Here is a 20,569-nt window from a genome sequence, read left to right as displayed (position 1 = left end):
GGACGCTCCCAGGCGGGAGTATTCGCTGGCAGGCCACGGCTCCTGGCTGACAGGCTGTGGCCATGAGTTCCGAGTCCAAAGGCATGTCCCGCACTTCTTGGCTGGGTAACCCGATCGACGCGCGTCCACTGTTCGGTCCGGAACTCAGGTCGCTGCTTGACACGCTGCGTGGCCTGACTGCATCCGACTGGAGCAGGACGGCAGCCGGGCACTGGACGGTGCACGACGTTGCCGCCCACCTCCTCGGTGACTATTACGGCCGCCTCGGCCACGACTACCGGAACGGCTTCGTCGATGGGGAGACGGTCGAGGCGTTCATCCACCGCACGAATCAGGAATGGGTCGAGCTGCACGCGGACGACAGCCCTGCTTCGCTCATCGACGCCCTGGCAGCGGCAGGCACCCAGCTCACCCACGAATTCGCCACAGCCAACCTTGACGCGGACGCCCTAGGCGTGTCGTGGGCAGGTGTCGACCCCGCGCCAGCCTGGCTGGACATCGCCCGGGAGTTCACCGAGCACTGGACTCACCGCCAGCAGATTCGCCACGCTATCGGCCGCAACACCGACCCGGAGCCGCGTGCCCTGGCCGTGGTCCTCGATACCTTCATGCGGGCCCTGCCCCACACGCTCCGGCGCACGTCAGCACCAATCGGGGCGCAGGTCCAGATGATCGCCAAGGGCACCGCCGGCGGCACTTGGGCGGCGACTGCCACAGCGGACCGATGGTCGCTGGCCGAAGCGCCTAGTGGCCGACCAACCGCAGCCGTGCTGCTGGACACAGAAACCGTCTGGCGATTGGCTACGCGGAACATCGATCCTGCGGCTGCCCTGTCCCGCGCCCATGTGCAAGGAGATCGTCAGCTCGCCAAAGCCGCGTGCCAGATCGTGTCCATCATCTACTGACGACGTCAACAGCACCAGCGATGGACACCGACATCACGCATTCAAGTTCAGTGACTACGTTCGTCCGGAAAGGCTGGATGCTCAGGGGCGGGTGCTGACGAATCGCACGGTCGCCCCCCAGCCGGCCTTCACCGGCTCCATGCACCACTGGCACAGCGGGCTGCCGCCGGTGCCCTAACGATGGGTCTTGCGCTGGCTTCTCTGCACTTCACCTGAATGGGCGGCGAGGGGATTCGGGGTGGCATGGGGCGTGCTGATAGGAGGCATCCGGGTGGAGCCCGTATTCGGCTAGCCACCCGAGCAGCTCGTGGCGGGAAGCCTGGATGAGGCACCCTCCCGTGAAGCGGGTGTCGTCGGTGACCTCTGCGACGCACTCAACCGGGGGGATAAAGGACTGGGCCTCGTCATCTGTAGTGAACTCGGCTTCTGCGAGTACCAGGCCCTGCAAGTAGCCGTCGAAGACGTCGACACCCAAGGGGGGAACGCTGAAGCGGGTCTTCGACAGCAGGGAGGCCGGCAGTGAGGCGATCACGTCGTACTCGGCTGGCGACAAGTACGTATTCGTGATCAGGCCCTGGATGGCCCCGCGCTGCGAGATCGGGACTTTCTGGGTGAGCTTGAGCTCACAGCGGCCATCCGAGAAATCGGCCCGACGCAGCCGCAAGCGCGTTCCTGTCACATACCGATCGTTGATCACGCGACTGACGGTCACCGCCGATGGTGCTGGTGGCTCGGCCAGCAGGAACCGTCTCTCCCGTTCGACACGTGCGTACTTGCCTGGGTGAACGGCCTGGCCTTCAACCCCGCCTCTTTTGTCCATCATGAGGACAGCCTCTCAGCCGCGAGGGCGCGGAAACTCAAGGTCAACAGTTGTTCGTCGTCGTGAGCGGATGGCGTCGGCTTGCTTGGTCCGCAGGAACGTCAAGGTCAGGTCGATGCCCTCGATCTCCCCCAGCCACTGTTCCTCCTCCGCGCGCTTCCGCCGCATGACCAGGTCTTTCTCCAGTTCGTCGAGACGGGGCAGCATTTTCGGGTTGATCTGGAGCATTGGGCAGCGGATGCATGCGTGCTCATGCTGACACGGTGTGCCGTAGGGGCGAGCGCAGTTGCCGAGCTCGACCTTCCTCTTGTCGAAGTGCTCTTCGAACTCCGCCCACTCCTTGGGGGTGATGTCTGTGTACTCGTCTTCGGGCCGCTGCGACCTGCGGTGGTCGAGGAACTTTTGGTAGTGGCCGACGATGTCCTCCGCGAAGACGGCGACGTAGCCCTGCGTGGTTTGGAGATTCAGGTGCCCGAGCAGGGCAGCGCCGATGTGGACCGGGAGACCGCCGTTGACGACTTCTGTGGCGAACAGTCTGCGGAAGTCATGCGGGGTGAAAGTAGCGTCCTCGAATGCCTTGTTCGTCTGCGCGATCTCTTCGCATCGCCGCGCGAGCATCCTGACGACAGTGTTGGGGGCCAAAACGCTGTGGACAGTGCCGATTTGGCGTTGGAACAGGAAAGGCATGGGTTCTGACCAGGTTCTTTCCTGGGGGTCGTAGCGGCTCAGCAGAGGGATCGGTCGGCCGTGTTTCGTCTGTCGGCGGACGACTTGTGCGATGGCGTGGAAGAGTTCGGGCGACATGGGAATGACGCGCTCGCGCTCGTTCTTGGAAGGGGCGACCACCAGGAGCGCGATGATCTCCCCGTTGGGCCGCTGATACTGGCGGATGCTCAGGTGGGTGAGCTCGGTCAGTTCTTCGATCCGGATGCCGCTGTGCCGGAGGACCTCGATGACAGTCCAGTCCCAGAACGCCATCTCCTCGGCTCGGTCCAGGTGGACCATCTTGCCTGTTTCCTCGTCCATGACTCGGATGGTGGGGCCCTCGGGCGTCTTGATCCGCCGTCGGTCCTCTGGGGAGTTGCTGCGGCGGTAGTGGCGGCCTCGATAGGTGAACTGGGCGCCGAGGGGTGTGGAGCGTGCGACCTCACGCAGGCCGGCAAAGTGCTCATGCCGTGATTCGACGTGTTGGACGAGCACAGGCAGCAGGGGCTGGCGAATCCGGGTCCGATCGGCCATCCGCCGGTGGATCTCACGTCGCCGCTGCCTGAATCCTTTGAGGTCGCGCGGCCGGATCGGACATGGAACGACCCATTGCGCCCACTGTTCCGGTTCGGTGACGGACCAGCTTTGGAGGTCGATGTAGAAGCCGCGGACCGAGAGCAGGATCGAGGCCCTGTCTTGGCGGATCTTGGATCTGTCGCCTCTCCAGAACTGGATCTCGGCCAGCCACTGTTCATAGATCTCTGGGCTGAGCCTGAGGTCCTTCTGACCAGGGGCGATGCGCTCGATGACCTCCCAGAAGTTGGCGGCCAGATGGCGGGCCAGTCCGTCCAGCGTGGTGTAGTCGGTGTCGGCCTTCCGTCGAGCGAGGTAGTCGATCAGCAGCTGTCGGACAGCAGCGTTCTCGATCTTGTAGCGGTCGACGAGGCCCTCGACGCTGTGCTGGCCCTGCTGGAAGCATGACCGCACCGTACGGGGTGTCCCCTGAGTGAAGTGCCCCATCTCCAGGAGCACTTCCCAGGCGGCCCGAGCGGCGAATCGGGTCTTGTCCTTGTTGCAGGCTCCGTGCGTGAGCCCGAGCCGCTTGTTCTCCAACGAGTAATGCAGAAGTGCCGAGGGCGTCACGTGCTCCAGGGCGATGCCCTGAGTGGTGAGCGCGCAGGTGATGTCGAACTTCGCCCGGTGCTTGTGGACCGAGTTCAGCCGTGTATGGGCGTCGACCACCTTGAAGAATTCGTCCAGCGCCGGATCTTCCTGCAGCAAGCGGAACGGCTCGGCGTAGCCGGAGAACCTGTTCACCCGGAACCCTGACAGGGAGGGCTGAATGATCCGCAGGCCGAATGCCATCTTCAGTGCAGAGGTCGCGCTGCTGGCCTGGCTCCGGGTTGAGGCAAGGATGCTGACCGGCGGGGCGCCCTCCGCGTTGAAGCCGGCAGCCTCCCATCGCTCTTGCCAAGTCTCGCCTGGATGAGTCGCCAGATGGTCGAACAGCGTGCGGATGCCGGCGCGGCGCTTTTCACGGACCCCCTCGCTGGCATCGCGCAGAATCTCCGCGGCGATGTCGATTAGATCGGGGACCGTGGCGCGTGAGAGATCACCGGACGGTGCGGGCGGATTCTCGGGTCTCGGAGCGGGAGCGGGTTTCACCACGGTACTCACGAACCGGGTTACGTCCTGCCGTTCACCACCACGGTAGTTTCGTCGCCGGTCCCGGATCGTGTAGGTCTCGACCGTAGAAGCTTTAACCACCGAACACCGCCTTGAAGTCCTCCGGGTCATAGCCCGGAGCGAACCTCTGCTCGACAGGGAGCCGGTTGTAGTGGGCTTGCAGGGCCTCAAAGAGTTCCTCGACCCGGGCGTTTAGGTAGCGGCCCGTGGTCGCCAGGTCGCTGTGCCTCAAGATCACACGCACCTGCGGCAAGGTGAGGGCCGGATCGTTCGCCATGCGGTTCGCGGCCGTGTGCCGGATGTCGTGGAGTGTCCAGTTGGTGCCCAGCTTCTCGTTCGCGCGCTGCATCACCCGCCGCATCGCCCAGTAGGACAGCGGCTTCTCCGGCCCTCGACGTGTCCGGAAGACTGGTTCATGGGCAGGTGGAAGGCCGGCCCTGTCCAGATAGGACGCCAAGATCACGAGGGCCTGCGGGCTGACGGGCACCGGCTCGCGTTCCTGGCTTCCCTTGGTCACCACATAGATCAGCTGACGGGACCAGTCGATGTCGGCCGGAGTGACGCCCAGCAGCTCACTGGCCCGGGCGCCGCTGGAGACATAGAGGAGCACCGCAGCTCGGTCCCGGTCGTGGGTCATCGCTGCGAAGAGCTCGTCCCACATTGCGTCCGGGATGGCTCGTGGCTCCGTACTCGGGACCCGTTGACGAAGGCGTGCCCGCCTGAACACGGGCGGAGCAGCGTCTGGATCGCGGTGAGCTAGGACGTGCCGCAGCGCGGACGCCTCGGGGACCGGGTTGACCACGGGGCCGCGTCCGTGGTGCCCGTGGAAGGCATAGAAGCTGCTGATCACCGTGATGTTGTGGTTGATCGTGCTCGGTGCGTAGCCGACCCGCAGGTAGTTCTTGCCGGTGCGGCCATTCACCGACTCGGGTGGCGGGGCGTCAGGGTTGCGCCGGCGCCGTTGCGGGTTCGCCGTGACGCGGAGCCAGCCCACCAGGGCGCTGGTCTCCGCCTCAGTCGCCCTGTGCCAGGGGACCTCAAGGAACCAGAGCACGCGGAACCAACGCAGCAGATCGAAGGCGTAGCTCCGGCAGGTCAGCGGGTGGTTGTCGCTCAGAGCGAGGTCCCGCAGGTACTGGACCACGGGCTCAAGAAGTGCTCCCGTAGCGTCCAACACCACATAGCGGGGGTACGACGTTTCCACCTCGATGACACATCCCACCCGAGGGACATCGGCCCGTCCCTCGATCAGGGCGCGGTGAAACTGCTGCAACAGACTCTCCTAAGGGGATCTCGATCCCCTCGCTCAACGAGTCAGAGAAGGTGCAGTTAACAAGTCAGCCGGTGCAGGGACCGGCCTTGTCGCCGGGGCAGATCAGCGCGGACGGGTCGGGCTCCGTGATCGGGGGCAGGGCTGGCTATGAACGACTTCTCTGGCCCCAGCGGAACGAAGGGATCACCGGAGCGCGAACGACGCTCGCTGCTGCCACCTTGTTCCGTCGTGGACCAGCAGATCGACCGACGACACGTGGGCAGTGACGGGAAGCCGGCCGCGAAGGTCGGCCGCGGCCTCCTCGAGCACGGCATCGTCCTGCCCCTGGGCGATGGTCAGATGCGGGACGACCTCGTCGAACTGCCCGCCGAACGGCGGGGCCTCCCGCCACCGGTCCGCGATCGCCTCGGTGAGCCGGCGGAACGGGATGTCCGGTTCGGGGACGAGATACAAGATCCCCGGGAATCGCCCGCAGTGCTCGAACTGCGTCTCGAAGGACCGGTGACGCCCGATCACTTCTCCGATAACAGCACAGGCATCGTTGTCGATGCGGCTCTCGTCGAGGAACGGGAAGAGGACGGTGACATGAGCCGGAACACCCGCACGGGCTGACGGGTCCAGCCGGTCACGCCAAGCTCGAACAGCAGGTTCTGCCTCTGGGACCCTCACGATGAGTCCCGACCGCCCTGCTTGAAACTCACCGGAGTCGTCGCCTGTCATCGCACATATGTATCAGCGGCGGGCGAGGGGATCGGGCGCCTCGGGTACGGCTCGCGCGACGGCGGGGCCGCGCGCGAGGCCGGGCATGAGGTCATGAAAGCGGTGTTTGACCAGGCGCCGCAGGATCGGGAGGCGGCGGCGCGCTCGCGTTGAGAGCGCGGGTCAGCTCACACAGAACGTCAGCACGCTCACTCTCCGGCAGGCCGGGCACGGCGGCCAGGATCTTCTCCCTGAAAGCGTTGTCCCGCCGCATCCGTGCGTGGTCGGTCCAGCCAGCCAGGAGGCGTGGGGCGAGGGCCACCACAATGCACAGGGCCACGATCGGACCCGGAAGGCCGGCGGCTATGCCGCCGATGCTGACACCAGGAAGCACAAGGGAGGACAGGATCTTCACGCGGCTCTCCGCGACGTGAGGGAGTGGGCGGGTGGCGGACACCTGCCTGGTGTCGTCCGCGTGGGGGAAGCCGCGCGGTCGGCCCAGCCCTCACCAGTCGACGTGCCTGGACGAGACGCTGAAGCCAGCGTGGCACAGATTTCATCGGGCATTGCCCCTGCTCCCCTCCGAGCGGACTGATCTCTCAGCGGTCCTTCCTCACCCCCTGGTGCCGTGAGCCGGGCCGCAGACAACGGCTGCGGGCCCGGAACCTCAGAGGGATGACAGAAGGCCCGGAACGGGTCCGGGCCTTCGACGGCCTTACACATGGGTTATGTCGTAATCACGGGCGGATGTTAGGTACGACGGCGAAGTCAGTGGAGCGCTCCGCGCTTCACTGCGGTGTGAAGGTGTCGACTGTCAGGGTGCCGTCGTCGTTCATGCGGACCCGGTCGGCGAGTTGGGCGAGGATCTGCTCGGGTTGAAGGCCGGTGTGGGCGGCGATGGTGCGTAGCCGGCGGCTCGCGTCGGCAGGTGATAAGCATTCGGAGGCCATCGCTCTCTGCATAGTCGCCCGGTATAGGCCATTCCAGGTGGCGCTATCGGACAAGGGTCTGTCAACTGCCTTTGCGAACTGTTCCTGGTGTGGGGAGGTAGGCAGGCTGTAGTGACTGCAGAGAGCATCGACTCGAAGGAGCTTTCATGCTACGAGCGAGAACGATGGGGTGGCAGTGACGCTGGCGGCACTGGCGGCGCTGACACAGGCTGCTGACGTTGCGTCGGCGCATCCCGCTGCACGTGGGACATCTGAGCCCCGCAACAGCCCGCTGATCCTCCGCAGATGCGCGCTCAGCCCTTCACGATGGAGCACTGGGGACTGTCCCTGCCCGACGTGGACGCTACGCCGGAGACCGCGCGCGGACCGCTTGACGAGCACGAGCAGCGTCTCCTCGCCGAGGCCCACCGAGCCGTCGACAACGCCCGCACAGCCCGCTGGATGCTCGGCTTCTCCCTGGAAGTTGTCCGAAGGCGCCGCCTGTACCGCGGTGACGGCACCCGTACCTGGGAGCAGTATCTGGCCCAAGAGCACGACGGCCTCTCCACCAGCGAGGCGGATCGACTCCAGAAGACGTGGCGTCTGGCGCAGACCGTGCAGAAGGAGCTGGGTCGGCCCCTACCTGACAGTCACCTGCGAAAGCTGCAACCGTACGCGGAGCGCACCAGCGACCAAGAGGCCGCGCGCGCCTACGCAGAGCTGTACTGGGCTCACCAGACAGGCGGGGTGCGGCTCGTAGCCAACCAGGTTCAGCAGCGCGTGAAGAAGGCGCTGGCGGCAGCCAAGGGCGTTTCCGATCCGGCTGAGCGAAGCCAGGCGGTCAGCGCAGCCTGGACGACGGCACCCGAAGCCGTCATGCCCGCACAACGGGGCGAGGCGGAGCGCGAGCAGAGCCGCGCATCCGAACGAAGCTCGGATCCGGTAGACGCGGCGCTGCAGCTACTGAATGCGGCGCGGCAGGCAGTCGAGGACGCCACTGAAGACAAGGCTGCCCGCAAGGCTCGTAGCGGCGAGGAAGCCCAGCGACAGCAAGATGCCATCCGCCGCATCGGCCGAATCCTCAGCAAGGTGAAGGTCGACGCCGATGCCGACACCGTCGATGAGGACGTCATCGTGGATGCCGAGCTAGTTGAGAGCTGACCCCTGCGGTTGAGCGGGACTTCCCCAATTGGGGAAGTCCCGCGTCTTTTGGCGATTCCGGCCCGGACTTCCGGGAGCCCCGCGAGACGGAAGGCGGACCCGGGCTGCCGCCCTCGTCCCGGACGAGACCTGTGCTCCCGACAGCCCCAACGTGATCACGGACGTGGCCACCATCGCGGCCACCACCCACGACAGCAAGGTCCTGCCCGGCATCCACACCCGCCTGCACCGCCGCGGCCTGCTACCCGCCGAGCACCTGGTCGACAGCGGCTAGCGAGCGCAGCGGCCACACCCCGCTGAGAGCCGCGCAGCGAACGGACCCGAGGGTCACCCACGGGGCGGCAGATACCCGGCCTTGAACGGGCTTCAGTCGATCCTGACGCAGTAGACGAACGGGACGCTGACCGTGCTTCGACCCGACGTCAGATCGACCGCGCGAACCCGGGAGTTCGGGTTTCCGGGAGCGCATGGTCCGGTGAAGCCGGGGACGAAACCGAAGCTCCCCCCGGCGTATCCGGAGTGCCTGGCGGCCGTGACCGTCCAGGACCTGTTGACCGCGCCGGAGAACACGATGCGGACTGAGCTGTTTACGTTGAAGTGGTCGCCGCTGACCTTGAGGGTGCCGTTTTCCGAATTGATCCACAGCCGCACCGCCAACCGCCGGTCATCGGCCTGACTGTTGTCGTATCGCGCCTGCGCGCGGGTCTGCGGGGTCACGCAGGTGAGGTCGTCGGAGCCCCATGCCTCACGCCAGACATAGCCCTGCTTGCAGTAGCCGTTCGGGAGGGTCCGGCCGGGGGCCAGAGCGTTGTCGTTGGCGGTGTCCGTACGCGTCTGCGGTGTGACGCACACGAGATCGCTGGCACGCGCGACCCGCCAGACATATCCCTGTCTGCAGGTGTTGGGCCCGGAGTCCTGAGCGTTGGCGGCCGACGGTGCGATGAGCCCGCCGCCGATCCCGGCGGCAACCACCATCGCCGAGGCCGTAAATCTCCTGAACATAGTCATACCTCCACAGTTCCGAGGTTGCTATGGCTCTATCGTCCGCTTTCGCCACGGAATCATCAAATCCTGAGGGTGGAAGTCCGGTCAGGCCTCACCGTGGGACGCCGCCCGACTCGGCTACCCGCAAGACCGCCAGACGTCCGGAATCATCACCGCGACGCCGTGCGCCCCGGACGGCAGTGCGGCCAGGAACCGGCGCTGCACGGCGTGGAGTTGGAGCGCGTGGCCTGGGTGCACGCGCGCAGGAACGCCCCCAGCGTGGACAGGGCGCGGATCCGCCCTGCGCAGCTTCGCCATCAACCGACTCCGCACCGCCGGCCACACCGACATCGCCGCCGCACTCCGCACAACAACAGCCCTCCGCCCCTACGGGGCCCCTGACCCTCATCGGCCTCAAGTGACCTGCACCGATCCATCACCAGACGACTTTGCACGGTTGAGCAGGGTCAGGTCGAAGGCGAACGGCGCCAGCCCGTACAGCGTTTGCAGCTTGGTCACGCCCCTGGAGATAACGCGTACCCGGCCTGCGGCGGCAGGGTCCGGGTGCTGATTCACCCGCCGGACAGGCGGGATCGCCCCAGGAACGTTCGGAGGCGAGGCCAGGCGGGCCGCGGCCGCGAGGAACGCGGTGTTCAGGTCCAGACCGACCGCGAAGGGCAGCGTGCACTCCTCATCGGTCAGCAGGCCGCACCCACTGGTACGCCTCCTCGTTGGGGAAGCTGTCCATCCAGCCGCACCCCTGAACCAGCAGGTCAACGTTCTGATGAGGAGGCCAGCCGGAATAGGCCGGAAACGTGCCGTAGGCCGTCTGCGGTGGTGATCTGAAGCTCGCTGGCCCACCGGTGGATCACCCGTTCGTGGGTTCTTCTGATGATTCGCGGCGGGGTGGCTGGGGCTTCTTCGCTGGTCATGTGCTTGTGGTGTCTGTGATCGACTCGGCTGCGTGTGCTTCGTATGAGTGAGCGGCCGGGATCATGCGGCGCATGGCTTCGGTGGAACGTACCGCGTATCCGCGGTTCAAGCGCACGATCTCCTCTCGCGAGTTGCACGAGGCGTTCACCCCCGGCACGGCCGAGATGGCGTGGGCGCGAGGCAAGGCGCGCTCGCCGGAGCATCTGCTGGCGCTGGTAGTGCTGCTGAAGAGCTACCAGAAGCTGGGCTACTTCCCGGATCCGGGCGAGGTGCCGGAGTTGGTGGTCGGGCATGTGCGCGGTCTGCTGGAGCAGGACGAGAGCGTGTCACCGCGGCACGACTCGGTGCGTACGGCTGGGCGGCAGCGGGACTTCATCCGTGAACGGATCGGCGTGGCCTACGACATGGAGAAGGCCCGGGAGGTCGCTGCAGTGGCGATTAGGGAGGCCGTGCAGACCAAGGACAACCCGGCCGACCTGATCAACGTGGCGCTGGAGAAGCTGGTCAAGGCGAGGATGGAGCTGCCCGGCTACAGCACGCTGGACGAGATGGCCTCGGCGATCAGGACCGAGGCGAACGAGGACTTCTTCGCAGCGATCGTGTCGCGGATGGACGAGGTCGACCGCGCCCGGTTGCTGGGACTGCTGCGGGTGCCTGCGGGCGGTCGCACAGGTTCGACGAGCTGAATTGCCCGGCGAAGGCGCCGACGGTCTCCCACCTGCGCGAGCACCTTGCCCACCTGGACAGGCTGGAAGCGATGGGGGCGACGGCGACATGGCTTCAGGGGGTTCCGCCGGGGAAGGTGGAGCACTTCGCTGGGCAGGCGAAGGTGCTGGATGCCGCCGAGATGTCCAAGGTCGGCATGGTGAAGCGGTTTGCGCTGCTGGCGAGTCTGCTGCACATGGCGAAGGTGCGGGCCCGGGACGAGCTGGTGACGATGCTGTGCAAGCGCATGGGGTCGATCACGAAGAAGGCAAAGGAGGATCTGGAGAAGATCCGTGAGCGGCACCGGGCGGAGTCCGAGCGGCTGATCGCGGTGCTGGGTGAGGTGCTGGAGGCGGCCAGGGACGCGGTCGGCTTCGACGGGGAGTCGGTCACCGTCCCCACCAGTGTCCGCAAGCAGAAAGCGGTGCACGCCGAGTGCGGCAAGGCGGTGCTGGAGCGGCTGGAAAAGGCCGGCGGGCTGGCCAAGCTCTCGGAGGACCACGAACTGGTCTCCGCCCACCACGGCGACAACTACGCGTCGCTGATGCGGCGGCACTTCCGCAGCCACCGTAAGGTTCTGCTCGACCTGACCGAGACCTTGTCGATGGTCGCCACCTCCACCGACGACACGGTGCTCCAGGCGGTGGGGTTCTGCCAGGCCATGCGGCACCGCGGCAGCCAGTGGGTGCCGGTGACCTACACAGTCGCCCAGGAGGACGGCACTGAGCTTGTCTTTTAACCTCCGAGGCTGTCGCGTTCGATGATGCTCTCGGGTCGCCTGGTCGTTTTCCCGACGTCATAGCGGGTCGCGGGGCGGCGATTCTTGGAGCCGAGCGGCCTTCCTGGACCGGGTGTTGAGGGTTTCGGTGCACGGGCCGGACAGTGCAGGTGCGGGCGGAGGTTCCGAAACCCCCGGCGGACACGGGCCGGGCTGAGCCGTGCGGGCTCGGCCGGCCTCTCCCAGGGGCGGCGGAGATCCGCCACGGCTTCGCGGGTGAGCCGGAGCTGGGTGTGGGCAGCGATCACGAGCCACGTCCAGCGGTCTCCGGCCTCGGGGGTGCGGAGCTTCGGCCGGGTCCACCCCAGTGTCTGCTTCATCAGCCGGAAGGTGTGTTCCAGGTCGAAGCGCCGCAGGAACGCCTGCCAGCGCACGTCGACGTCCTCGCCACTCAGGCCGGTGGCCGACGACCACAGCCAGAGCGGCAGCGGGTCGTGGCCACCGGGCAGACGGTCGACCTGGAGACGAATCAACGTGCCTTCGATGACCGGGAGTTCGCCGGTGTGGTCGATCCACGCGGAGCGGGTGGTCAGGCGGGGGTGGATGCGGTCCCAGGCCATCGCTCGGGCGGTTCCGTGCCGGTCGGTGACCTGCACCGTGGCCGCGTCCGGATCACCCCAGGTCTCCGGCTTGGCGAAGCGGAACTCTTTGCCGTGCTTCGGCGGCCGCCCACCCTGCGGCGGGGAGATCCACGGAACCGGGACGGGCTTGCGCATCACCCGGTCCGTACGCATCCGGCCCAGGACTTCCACCGGCAGCCCGGCCAAGAGGTGGGCCATGCGCGGGGCGTCGTAGCCGGCGTCGAACACGATCAAGATGTCCCGGTCGCCAGGGTGCCAGCGGCCCATCTCGATCAGATCGACGACCACCCGGCGGACCTGGGCGGCGGTGACCTCGGCGGCGTCGTCGGCCGGGCCGAGACGCACGGCATCCAGCAGTTGGCACCAGGACGTCCGGCCCGATTCCAGGGCGGCGACGAACGAGTACGGCCAGCCGGGCACGAACTGGTCCGAGGACCGTCCGTTACGGCCGTAGACGTGGCAGAACAGGCGATCCGCGCTGGTGGGAGCGTTGGGACGGAGCCAGTTGCTGACGTCGACCGCGAGGACCAGGCGGCCGTCGCCGGCCTGCGGCATGGGCAGGCCGGCCAGCACCTGCCGCAGACGGGGCACGTCGACGTTCCCGCTGTTCAGGGCGTCATACATGGCGCCGTGCCCACGCCGGTGCTCAGCCACCAACGTCAGGTCCACCGGCGCCCTCACCGGCCCGTCCGCACACAGCAGCGCATCCGTGAGGTCGAACAATTCATCCCCGCGAGCGCTCAGACTGTCGAATAAGTCCTCCCGGAAGCGTGACGCTTTCGCGAACGCATCCCCTGGAATCTGATCAGGCAGCAGACTCACCTTCACGGCCTTCGTCGTGGTCACGTGCACCTTGGTCGGAGCACATGATCAGATGAAGGCCGCCTCAGCGTCCGGCGAACACCCAGGTGAGCGGCCTAGTTCGAGGAGCATTTCGACTCATCGATAGCCTGCATGACCATGATGCGCGCTTGGATCCTGCCGATGCTGCTTGTGCTCAGCGGCTCAGCCGTCGCGACTGGGCAGATCTTAAAGGGGAGCCCTGGCACAGCCGCAACACTCCTGCTGGCGTTCCTCGCGCTCGCCGGCGTCAACTCACCCCTGATCTTCCCAAGGCCGATCGGCGCGCTGGAGGCACAACGCCGCAGTGCGGTCGACGGCCGACCGGTCGTCTTCTGGCGGCCGGGCTGCAAGTACTGCATACGACTGCGCATACGGCTGGGCCGCAGCGCCCGTCAGTTGCACTGGGTCAACATCTGGCGCGACCCGGCAGGAGCCGCAGCGGTGAGAGCAGCCAACGACGGCAACGAGACCGTGCCGACCGTCGTCGTGGCGGGCCAGCCACACACCAACCCCGATCCCAAATGGGTGCGCGAACAGCTTTCCCCGTCCGCGTGATCAGAAACCGCGCCCCGCGGAGAAGCACCCGTAGACCCAAGCGGACAGAGGTTAAAAGACAAGCTGAGAAGACGAAGACGGTCTCGGCCGAGCCTCGCAGATGTGGCAGCGCATTCTGTTCGACAAGCACAAGCCGGGGAAGATCAACCGGCGGCACTTCGAGGTGTGCACGCTCTTCTACCTCACCCAGGAGCTGCGGACCGGAGACGTGGCGGTCATCGGCTCGGAATCGTACGCCAACCTGCACGACCAGCTGCTGTCCTGGCAGGCGTGCGAGCCGCTGGTTGCCGACTACTGCGAGCAGGCTGGGCTGCCCGCCACCGCCCCGGCGTTCACCGCGGCGCTGAAGCAGAAGCTCACCGCCACAGCCGCGAAGGTGGACGCCGGGTACCCGGATAACGCGGACCTGACCATCGACACCGCGTCGGGGAAGATCGTGCTCACCCCGCGCAAGGGCAAGGACCGCCGCAAGTCCGCGCAGGACCTGGAGGCGGAGATCCTGCGCCGGCTGCCGGAGTGGAGCCTGCTGGACGTGCTCGCCCGCACGGCGTACTGGATCCGGTGGTGGCGGCACTTCGGCCCGGCCTCCGGAAGCGATCCGAAGATCCGCGACAAACTCGCCCGCTATGTCCTGACGGTCTTCTGCTACGGGACGAACGCGGGGCCCGCGCAGGTCGCCCGGCACATGCGGCAGAAGGTCTCGGTGCACGAGCTGTCACTGGCGGGCAACCAGCACATCAGCGCGGAAAAGCTGAACGCCGCCTCGGCGGACGTGATCGACATGTTCATTCAGCTCGACCTGGCGCACGTGTGGGGCGATGTCGGCAAGGCCGGGATCGACGGCTCCCAGTACGACACCTGGGAGAACAACATGCTGGCCGAGTCCCACATCCGGTATGGGGGATTTGGCGGCATCTCGATGAGGCACGTGTCCGATACCTATATCGCGCTCTTCAGCCACTTCATCCCGTGTGGCGTGTGGGAGGCGGTGTATCTGTTCGAGGGCCTGTTGAAGAACCAGTCCGAGGTGACCGTGGACATCGTCCACGGAGACACGCAAGGCCAGTCGCTGCCTGTCTTCGGGCTCGCGCACATGCTCGGGGTGGAGCTGCTGCCGCGCATCCGCAACTGGAAGGACCTGACCTTCTACCGGCCCAGCGCCACGATGAAGTACCAGCACATCGACCCGCTGTTCGGCGACCCGCAGAAGGACGTCATCAACTGGCGGCTGATCGAGAACCACTGGCAGGACCTCATGCGCGTGGTGCTGTCGATCCGCGAGGGGCGGCTGTCCTCGGCCGCCCTGCTGCGCAGGCTGGGCAACGAGTCCAGGCGCAACCGCATCTACCAGGCGTACCGCGAGCTCGGCCGGGTCATGAGGACGATCGTGCTCCTCAGGTTCTTGTCGGAACCGGAACTGCGCGAGTCGATCCAGGCGATGACGAACAAGGTCGAGGCGTTCCACAAGTTCAGCAACTGGCTGATGTTCGCCTCCGACGTGCTCCAGGACAACGACCCGGACCACCAGGAGAAGACCATCAAGTTCAACGAGCTGCTGGCGAACTGCCTCATTTTTCATACCGCGGTGGACATTACGAAGGTGGCCAATGACCTCATCGACGAGGGGTGGGAGGTGGACCCGGTGGACTTGGCCACCGTCACCCCGTACATCACCAGCAAGACCCGCCGCTTCGGTACCTGGCACCTGGACATGGAGCCGCCCGAGAACGAAGCGGTAGGGCGGCTGCGGATGGCCGCGTGACGGTGTGGTCCATGCCATGAACTGCGCCAGTACAGCCGAAGGGGCACCCGAGTTCCAATGGCGCGCTCTGCAACCACCTTGTCGAAGACGGCCCGCAGCTTCGGCTCACTGTCGGCAGCTGCTTGTCGAAGACCCTATTGCTGGCCGGGGTGAGTCCGTGGCCATGGTGAGCGGTCTCGCTGACGTCCATCCCGAGGAAGACGCACACGTCGCCGATGTCGACATCGTGCTCCCAACTGCTTCGGTGTGGTACTGGCCAGGGAGCTGGAGACAGCTCTGGTGGCGAACTCCCGGCCATGGATGCACTCGGTCTTGATCAGCATGATCGCGGTCGGGACGGCCATCGGGCCTGGCAAAGTGCGCAGGCCGGTGATCACGCCTAACGTGGAAAGGGCGAATGGTGCAAGAGGCCCCAAACGGTGTTGGGTTGCGTGCCCTGCCGAAGGGAACCGACCTTCGCCCCCGAGGTCGGGTGCTCGCACTTCGGCCGCGCTCACGCCGACCCGTCCGACCGACGAAGTCTCGACGGCAGGGACGTTCCGATGGACATCGAAATCATGAAAGCCGCACAGCGCATCACAGCCGGCCAGGCGGTCCGCACGACAGGATCAGGCACCGTCACCCCTGCTATCAAGACGGATGAGTTGCATACCAGTCCGTTCTTCGGGGTTGCTCTGGAAACGGTGGATCCCCCACACAACGTCAAAGTCAGAGTTCAAATAAGTGGTGTATTCACCCTTCGCAGCCTGGGCCCCGATAAGCCCGGCGCGGTTGGCGCGGTTGGCATCGACAGTTCGGGACAGCTCGTCCGCGCTGCAAGTAAGAAATGCGTGAGCGCTCCGAACTGGATCGGCGACTGCGATGCTTCAGGCACGGTGACAATCCGCCCCCGCCGCGACACGCGCCTGAGCGTGCTCGACTTCGGAGCAGTGGGAAACGGCAAAACCGATGAAGGCGCCGACGACGCGGACGCGATCCAAAGTGCCCTGGACTGCGCGATGCGATTCGACACTACTGACGGCAGTGTCGTCTACCTCCCTCCGGGAGACTACCGTATTAAGAAGCCTCTCCGTATCTCGAACGGTTGCATTCTGGAGGGTGCCGGCCTTGCTTATCATGACGAAACCAGCCGCATACTCGCAGATGTCAAATCCGGAAATTTCAACCTCTCTGTCTCGACTAAAATCGGTGAAGTCGGCGGGGGGACAGCGCGGGAGACCGTTTATTGCGCAATTGCCCTGGTGGGCTATGAGACCGGATTGGCCATGACGCCCCCTCGCGGCCGTGCGGACTATGCTGTGCTTCGTCAGCTCGCCCTCCATTCGATCCCCGCTCAAGGGACGCCTGCCGCCAGCTTCCAGGCTCCGCAGATGGATGGCATACGGGTTATGGCGACCGGCGCATGCATTGAGAGAATGAGCGTTGTCAGTTTCAGGCGCAACGGGATAGAGATATCCTCAAGCGAGGTCGCACCGGTGGTTAACGCCAGCGGCGTGCAGATACGTGATTGCCGCCTTACCAGCAATGGCCAAAATGGGCTCGACATCGGCAGCCTGGGCAACGACAACGCCAGTACCATACTAGTTATGAACGTCGATGCCACATCAAATGGGCGTGATGGAATTTGCGACAATTCACGATTTGGCTCCACCTTCGTTTCATGTCACACTGCAGCAAACCGACGCCGAAACTATAGCTGTGACGGCAAATCGAGGCCCTCCGTGTACGTCGGCTGCTACGCCGAAGCCGATGCACCATCGGTATTCAAGAGTAGGAATACCGCTGTCATTGGAGGCGATATAGACACTACCTCCGACTCAGTGTTTTGGGGCTTCAACTCTCTCGGCAAGGGACCTTCTGCACTCCGCGTGGTAAATGACTATTCCAAAGTGCACAAGTATTGGATCGCCGATGCGGGGGTCGATATCGAGGAAGGCGAGGAGCAGACGCCCCAGAAGGGACCCGGGAACGGATACAAATATCGAGCAATTCACGCCGGGCATACTTATGGAGTGAACGGCCTACCTCGCGAAAAGAAGGGCATGCCCGACTTCAAGCCGGATACAGACCTGGTAGAGCTCGATGGTTTGGTGTGGAAGTGTGAGGGAAAAAATGAGCCTCAGGTCACAACGTCCAACACCCTCGGCAGCTATGGTGAGGATCCCACGATCATTCATGATTTTCAGATCGTGACGGTGGACGGCAAGTTGCAACCCGCGGGGGACTCCCTCTTCCGTACCCAAGTCCAGACAGGCCCCCCGGGTACCAAGGGCAGGGTTGAAGTGTCCCTTCTGAGTCATGGGTTGCCTTTCCATACTTACTATCAAACCGCGTACGAAAACGGTCCACTTCCCGGCAAACTGATGCTTCCGGAAGCGTGGATTGGAAAACCTGATGATGAGCGGCGAATCGGTGTTGTTTATAGCGGAACTCCCTTCGATACCTCTGTGGGTAGCTGCTACTTCTACAGCCCGGGTGATCTGATCCTCAATGCCCTCGATGATTCAACGCGCCGAGGCCCGATCGGGTGGGCGGTGCAGGCTGCGTGTGGAAGGTGGAAACTGGCTCTTCCCTGGACTCGGGGGACGCACTACCACATAGGGCAAACCGTCAGGCCGACGCACGCCAATCACTTCCTGTATCGGCTGACCGCCTACATCACCGATGGCCCGTTGGACCCGGGGCTCAATGTCTCCGGTGAGGAGGATCCCTGGCCCCACGACCAGGACCAGAGGGTTGGAAGCCTGACTAACGACAAACACCTAGTTTGGCAGACGATCTATGACTTGGATGATCCCGCAAACCAATGGTGCATTGAACCGCTTCCACAGCGCGCGGAAAAACAGACGAAGTCGAATGCGACTAGCATTGACCAGCTGAAGAATGATTTCAATGCACTTCTTGACAAGATGAGAAAGGCGAACCTGTTGGAATAGGCGGAGGCGCGGACGGAACTGATATCGGGCATGCCGCATCTCATCGAATCCGACAGTGGGTCAGCTGAGCGTGGTGAACGTTGACGACACAGCGGGCCGGTGGCGCTTCGAAGGCGGCGAGTGTTCCAGGATGAATCCCGTGTCGCCAACGCCACGCCAACCATTCATGGGAGCACACAGGGCGTCGTGACGGTATGACACGTGCAGGGTCGCATGAGCGGCGGTTCTGCTTACCGGACCTCCCGCGCCTGTTGGCTCGTCAGGGTGGTGCCGCGGTAAATACCGGATTTGCTGCGGCAGGGCCTCTACCGTGATCACCACGACCTGCGGCGGGGTGTTCCGGCCACCGGGGGAGGTGTACGCATTTACTGCGGCAGCGCTGAGTGGGGCGGGGCGGGCGTGACGATCGAACCAGTGACCGAACTCGGGGCCGGGGGCGTGCTTCGGTTGCCGCGCGCCCGGGTGGTGCCGCTGTCCGCCCCGCCGGCGTCGTACACCGCGGCGGTCGAGCGGTATGACGTGGGGGTGGATGTTCACCGGCGAACCCGCGCCGACCGGAGCCGCCCGCCGGGGCGCGAAGCCGCCCGTCTTCCTCGTCGCGGCGATCGACGACCCGGCGCTGCCGGAGGTGCTGGCCGAACTGGCGGCGGCGCGGGCGGACGAGATGGACGCCGATACCGTCAACCGGGAACTGTCCATCGCGCGCAAGGCGATCGGCTGGTGGCAGCGTCAGGGCTGGATTGAAGGCGATCCCACGATCGGCATCGAGCGGCGGCCGGCGCCGCCGGACCGCACCAAGGCCCTGGCGGACAATCAGATCGCTGCCCTGTGGCGCCTGGACGTCTCACTGCGTGAGAAGACGTTCTGGAAGATGCTCTACGAGTCCGCCGCACGGGCCGACGAGGTGCTGTGCCTGAACGTGGAGGACCTGTACCCGCAGGGCAAGCGCGGCAAGATCACCGCCAAGGGCGGCGCGACCGAGTGGATCCACTGGCAGTCCGGCACCGCCCAGCTCCTGCCCCGCCTGATCGCCGGCCGCACCCGCGGGCCCCTGTTCCTGACCGGTCGCAAGTCCCCAGCCGGAACCGCGACGCTGGACGTCTGCGAGGAGACCAGCCGGGCCCGGCTCTCCTACCGCCGGGGGTGGGAGATCTTCGAGGAGTCCACCCGGCTGCTGGCGAACCCGCTTGCCCGGCCCGAGGACGTCGAGGACCTGGCGGGATGGACATTGCACCGGCTCAGGCACAGTGCGTTGACGCACGACGCGGAGTACGGCACGTCCACGCAGATGCTGCTGGCCCGCTCCCGCCACGCCTCCGTACGGTCCCTGGAACGCTACGCTCGCCCCGGCGTCGACGCGGTCGCCCGGCACGTCGCTGACGCGACCCCGCCGCCCGCCGTCGGGGTTGACCCCTACGGCACGTTTCTGGCGTATTCCGGCCGCCCTCCGATGAGGTGCGCGATGGAATCCCTGTCATCCTGCCCTGCACGGAGAGAGGGGCCCGCGTGGCGGCGCCGGCCTAACGGACGATCACCTGGAACCAGCGGGCTCGCCGAGCGATCTTCACCCGTTTGGCCGGTTGACTCGAGCGCCCGGCTTGCCGATCAGCGTGAGCCGCGCGAACGCTGGAACGGAGGGAGGGGCATGAACGCCCGTCTGGGCGTGGGAGAGGAGAAGGATCACATGTCTGTTCGAAGCATGGCATCAGCACGGCTCACGGACGGCCGTCCGCAGCTGTTCGCGGGAAGCAGCCAAGGGGTGTTCACCAATTGGAAGGTAACCGAACTCCCGGACGCCGGCTGGACCGGCTGGCAGCCGTTCGACTTCGTCCACGGCCACGTGGTGTCGCTCGCCGCAGCCCCGCTCACGGACAATCGGCCGCAGATATTCGCCGTGACTGACGGCGGCGAGCTGTGGACCACCTGGAAGGTGACCACCGAACCGAGCGCCGCCTGGGCCGAATGGACGAAGTTCAACGGCCTGCCGGGATCGGCCCGCAGCGTGGGCGTGGCCACCCTCACGGACGGCCGTCCGCAGATCGTGGTCGGCACCGACACCGATGCGGTGTCCTCGTGGAAGGTGAGCACTGACCCCAACGCCGCCTGGTCCGACTGGTCCTCCTTCGACGGTCCGCCCGCCTGATCCCGAGACGCACAACGCCACCCGACCGTGAGGTGGCTGCCGATCGTCCCAGCGACCTCGGCGTGCGAGAGGTCTGCGTCCACCCAATCATCGGGCAGCGGACATCCGACGGCCACGGCGCCGGCAGGGAACACGCGTTGAGCCAGTCCGCGACCTGGTCGGGACACTTCG

At 65.6% G+C, this 20,569-nt stretch carries 17 protein-coding genes and 1 pseudogene; 9 read left to right on the top strand and 9 right to left on the bottom strand.

Translation table 11 applies throughout. The annotated features are described in order from the left end of the window. The first annotated feature begins 62 nt into the window (after positions 1-62). A complete protein-coding gene (locus ACIRP7_RS36320; protein WP_403668408.1) occupies positions 63-905 on the top strand; it encodes a maleylpyruvate isomerase family mycothiol-dependent enzyme in 843 nt (280 codons plus the stop codon). 208 nt (positions 906-1,113) lie between these two features. Here ACIRP7_RS36320 and ACIRP7_RS36315 read toward each other — a convergent pair whose 3' ends face one another. The 6 genes from ACIRP7_RS36315 to ACIRP7_RS36290 form a co-directional block, all read right to left on the bottom strand. After that, on the bottom strand, positions 1,114-1,728 hold the full coding sequence (locus ACIRP7_RS36315; protein ID WP_403668406.1) for a hypothetical protein: 615 nt from the start codon (positions 1,726-1,728) through the stop codon (positions 1,114-1,116). 12 nt (positions 1,729-1,740) lie between these two features. Continuing rightward, on the bottom strand, positions 1,741-4,197 hold the full coding sequence (locus tag ACIRP7_RS36310; protein ID WP_403668403.1) for a tyrosine-type recombinase/integrase: 2,457 nt from the start codon (positions 4,195-4,197) through the stop codon (positions 1,741-1,743). Then, on the bottom strand, positions 4,190-5,389 hold the full coding sequence (locus tag ACIRP7_RS36305) for a tyrosine-type recombinase/integrase (RefSeq protein WP_403668400.1): 1,200 nt from the start codon (positions 5,387-5,389) through the stop codon (positions 4,190-4,192). Before ACIRP7_RS36305 ends, ACIRP7_RS36310 begins: the two co-directional genes overlap by 8 nt. A 183-nt stretch (positions 5,390-5,572) precedes the next feature. Further along, a complete protein-coding gene (locus ACIRP7_RS36300) occupies positions 5,573-6,109 on the bottom strand; it encodes a 2'-5' RNA ligase family protein (protein WP_403668398.1) in 537 nt (178 codons plus the stop codon). A 91-nt stretch (positions 6,110-6,200) separates the two neighbouring features. Next, complete coding sequence (locus tag ACIRP7_RS36295) at positions 6,201-6,503, bottom strand: hypothetical protein (protein ID WP_403668395.1); 303 nt, start codon at positions 6,501-6,503, stop codon at positions 6,201-6,203. Positions 6,504-6,876: 373 nt separating this feature from the next. Further along, entirely contained in the window at positions 6,877-7,038 is a 162-nt protein-coding gene (locus tag ACIRP7_RS36290) for a hypothetical protein (protein ID WP_403668392.1), read from the bottom strand. A 285-nt stretch (positions 7,039-7,323) separates the two neighbouring features. Between ACIRP7_RS36290 and ACIRP7_RS36285 the strand changes: the two genes are divergently transcribed. Together ACIRP7_RS36285 and ACIRP7_RS36280 are read left to right on the top strand one after the other, a co-directional pair. Beyond that, complete coding sequence (locus tag ACIRP7_RS36285; RefSeq protein WP_403668390.1) at positions 7,324-8,178, top strand: hypothetical protein; 855 nt, start codon at positions 7,324-7,326, stop codon at positions 8,176-8,178. A gap of 151 nt (positions 8,179-8,329) precedes the next feature. Beyond that, positions 8,330-8,452 carry a hypothetical protein gene (locus ACIRP7_RS36280; RefSeq protein WP_403668387.1) on the top strand — a complete coding sequence of 41 codons (123 nt, stop codon included), beginning with the start codon at positions 8,330-8,332 and terminating at the stop codon, positions 8,450-8,452. Between the two features lie 92 nt (positions 8,453-8,544). On the opposite strand, the gene ACIRP7_RS36275 is transcribed toward ACIRP7_RS36280, so the two are convergent. Continuing rightward, on the bottom strand, positions 8,545-9,180 hold the full coding sequence (locus ACIRP7_RS36275; RefSeq protein WP_403668384.1) for a hypothetical protein: 636 nt from the start codon (positions 9,178-9,180) through the stop codon (positions 8,545-8,547). A gap of 986 nt (positions 9,181-10,166) precedes the next feature. On the opposite strand from ACIRP7_RS36275, the gene ACIRP7_RS36270 reads away from it, so the two are divergent. Then, positions 10,167-10,781, top strand: a complete 615-nt coding sequence (locus tag ACIRP7_RS36270) for a DUF4158 domain-containing protein (RefSeq protein WP_403668381.1) — start codon at positions 10,167-10,169, stop codon at positions 10,779-10,781. Between the two features lie 116 nt (positions 10,782-10,897). Beyond that, complete coding sequence (locus ACIRP7_RS36265; protein WP_403668378.1) at positions 10,898-11,539, top strand: hypothetical protein; 642 nt, start codon at positions 10,898-10,900, stop codon at positions 11,537-11,539. Here the strand turns inward: ACIRP7_RS36265 and ACIRP7_RS36260 are convergent. Continuing rightward, positions 11,536-12,981, bottom strand: coding sequence for an NF041680 family putative transposase (locus ACIRP7_RS36260; RefSeq protein ID WP_403668689.1), 1,446 nt, complete (start codon positions 12,979-12,981; stop codon positions 11,536-11,538). The two genes, ACIRP7_RS36265 and ACIRP7_RS36260, sit on opposite strands and share 4 nt — an antisense overlap. A 138-nt stretch (positions 12,982-13,119) precedes the next feature. Here ACIRP7_RS36260 and ACIRP7_RS36255 point away from each other — a divergent pair, with 138 nt between their 5' ends. After that, positions 13,120-13,557, top strand: a complete 438-nt coding sequence (locus ACIRP7_RS36255) for a glutaredoxin domain-containing protein (RefSeq protein ID WP_403668375.1) — start codon at positions 13,120-13,122, stop codon at positions 13,555-13,557. A gap of 100 nt (positions 13,558-13,657) precedes the next feature. After that, positions 13,658-15,319 carry a transposase gene (locus ACIRP7_RS36250; protein WP_403668372.1) on the top strand — a complete coding sequence of 554 codons (1,662 nt, stop codon included), beginning with the start codon at positions 13,658-13,660 and terminating at the stop codon, positions 15,317-15,319. Between the two features lie 65 nt (positions 15,320-15,384). On the opposite strand, the pseudogene ACIRP7_RS36245 reads toward ACIRP7_RS36250, so the two are convergent. Next, positions 15,385-15,509 (bottom strand): annotated as a pseudogene (locus ACIRP7_RS36245) (IS110 family transposase); the annotation flags it as partial. A gap of 352 nt (positions 15,510-15,861) precedes the next feature. Here ACIRP7_RS36245 and ACIRP7_RS36240 point away from each other — a divergent pair. After that, positions 15,862-18,255 (top strand): glycosyl hydrolase family 28-related protein, encoded by a 2,394-nt coding sequence (locus ACIRP7_RS36240; RefSeq protein WP_403668369.1) that lies wholly within the window; start codon positions 15,862-15,864, stop codon positions 18,253-18,255. Between the two features lie 514 nt (positions 18,256-18,769). After that, positions 18,770-20,398, top strand: a complete 1,629-nt coding sequence (locus ACIRP7_RS36235) for a tyrosine-type recombinase/integrase (RefSeq protein WP_403668367.1) — start codon at positions 18,770-18,772, stop codon at positions 20,396-20,398. The last annotated feature ends 171 nt before the right edge of the window (positions 20,399-20,569 follow it).

It is taken from the genome of Streptomyces sp. NPDC102270 (assembly GCF_044766405.1).
In the GTDB taxonomy this organism is placed as follows: Bacteria; Actinomycetota; Actinomycetes; order Streptomycetales; family Streptomycetaceae; genus Streptomyces.
This window is presented reverse-complemented; position numbering and strand designations above follow the sequence as displayed.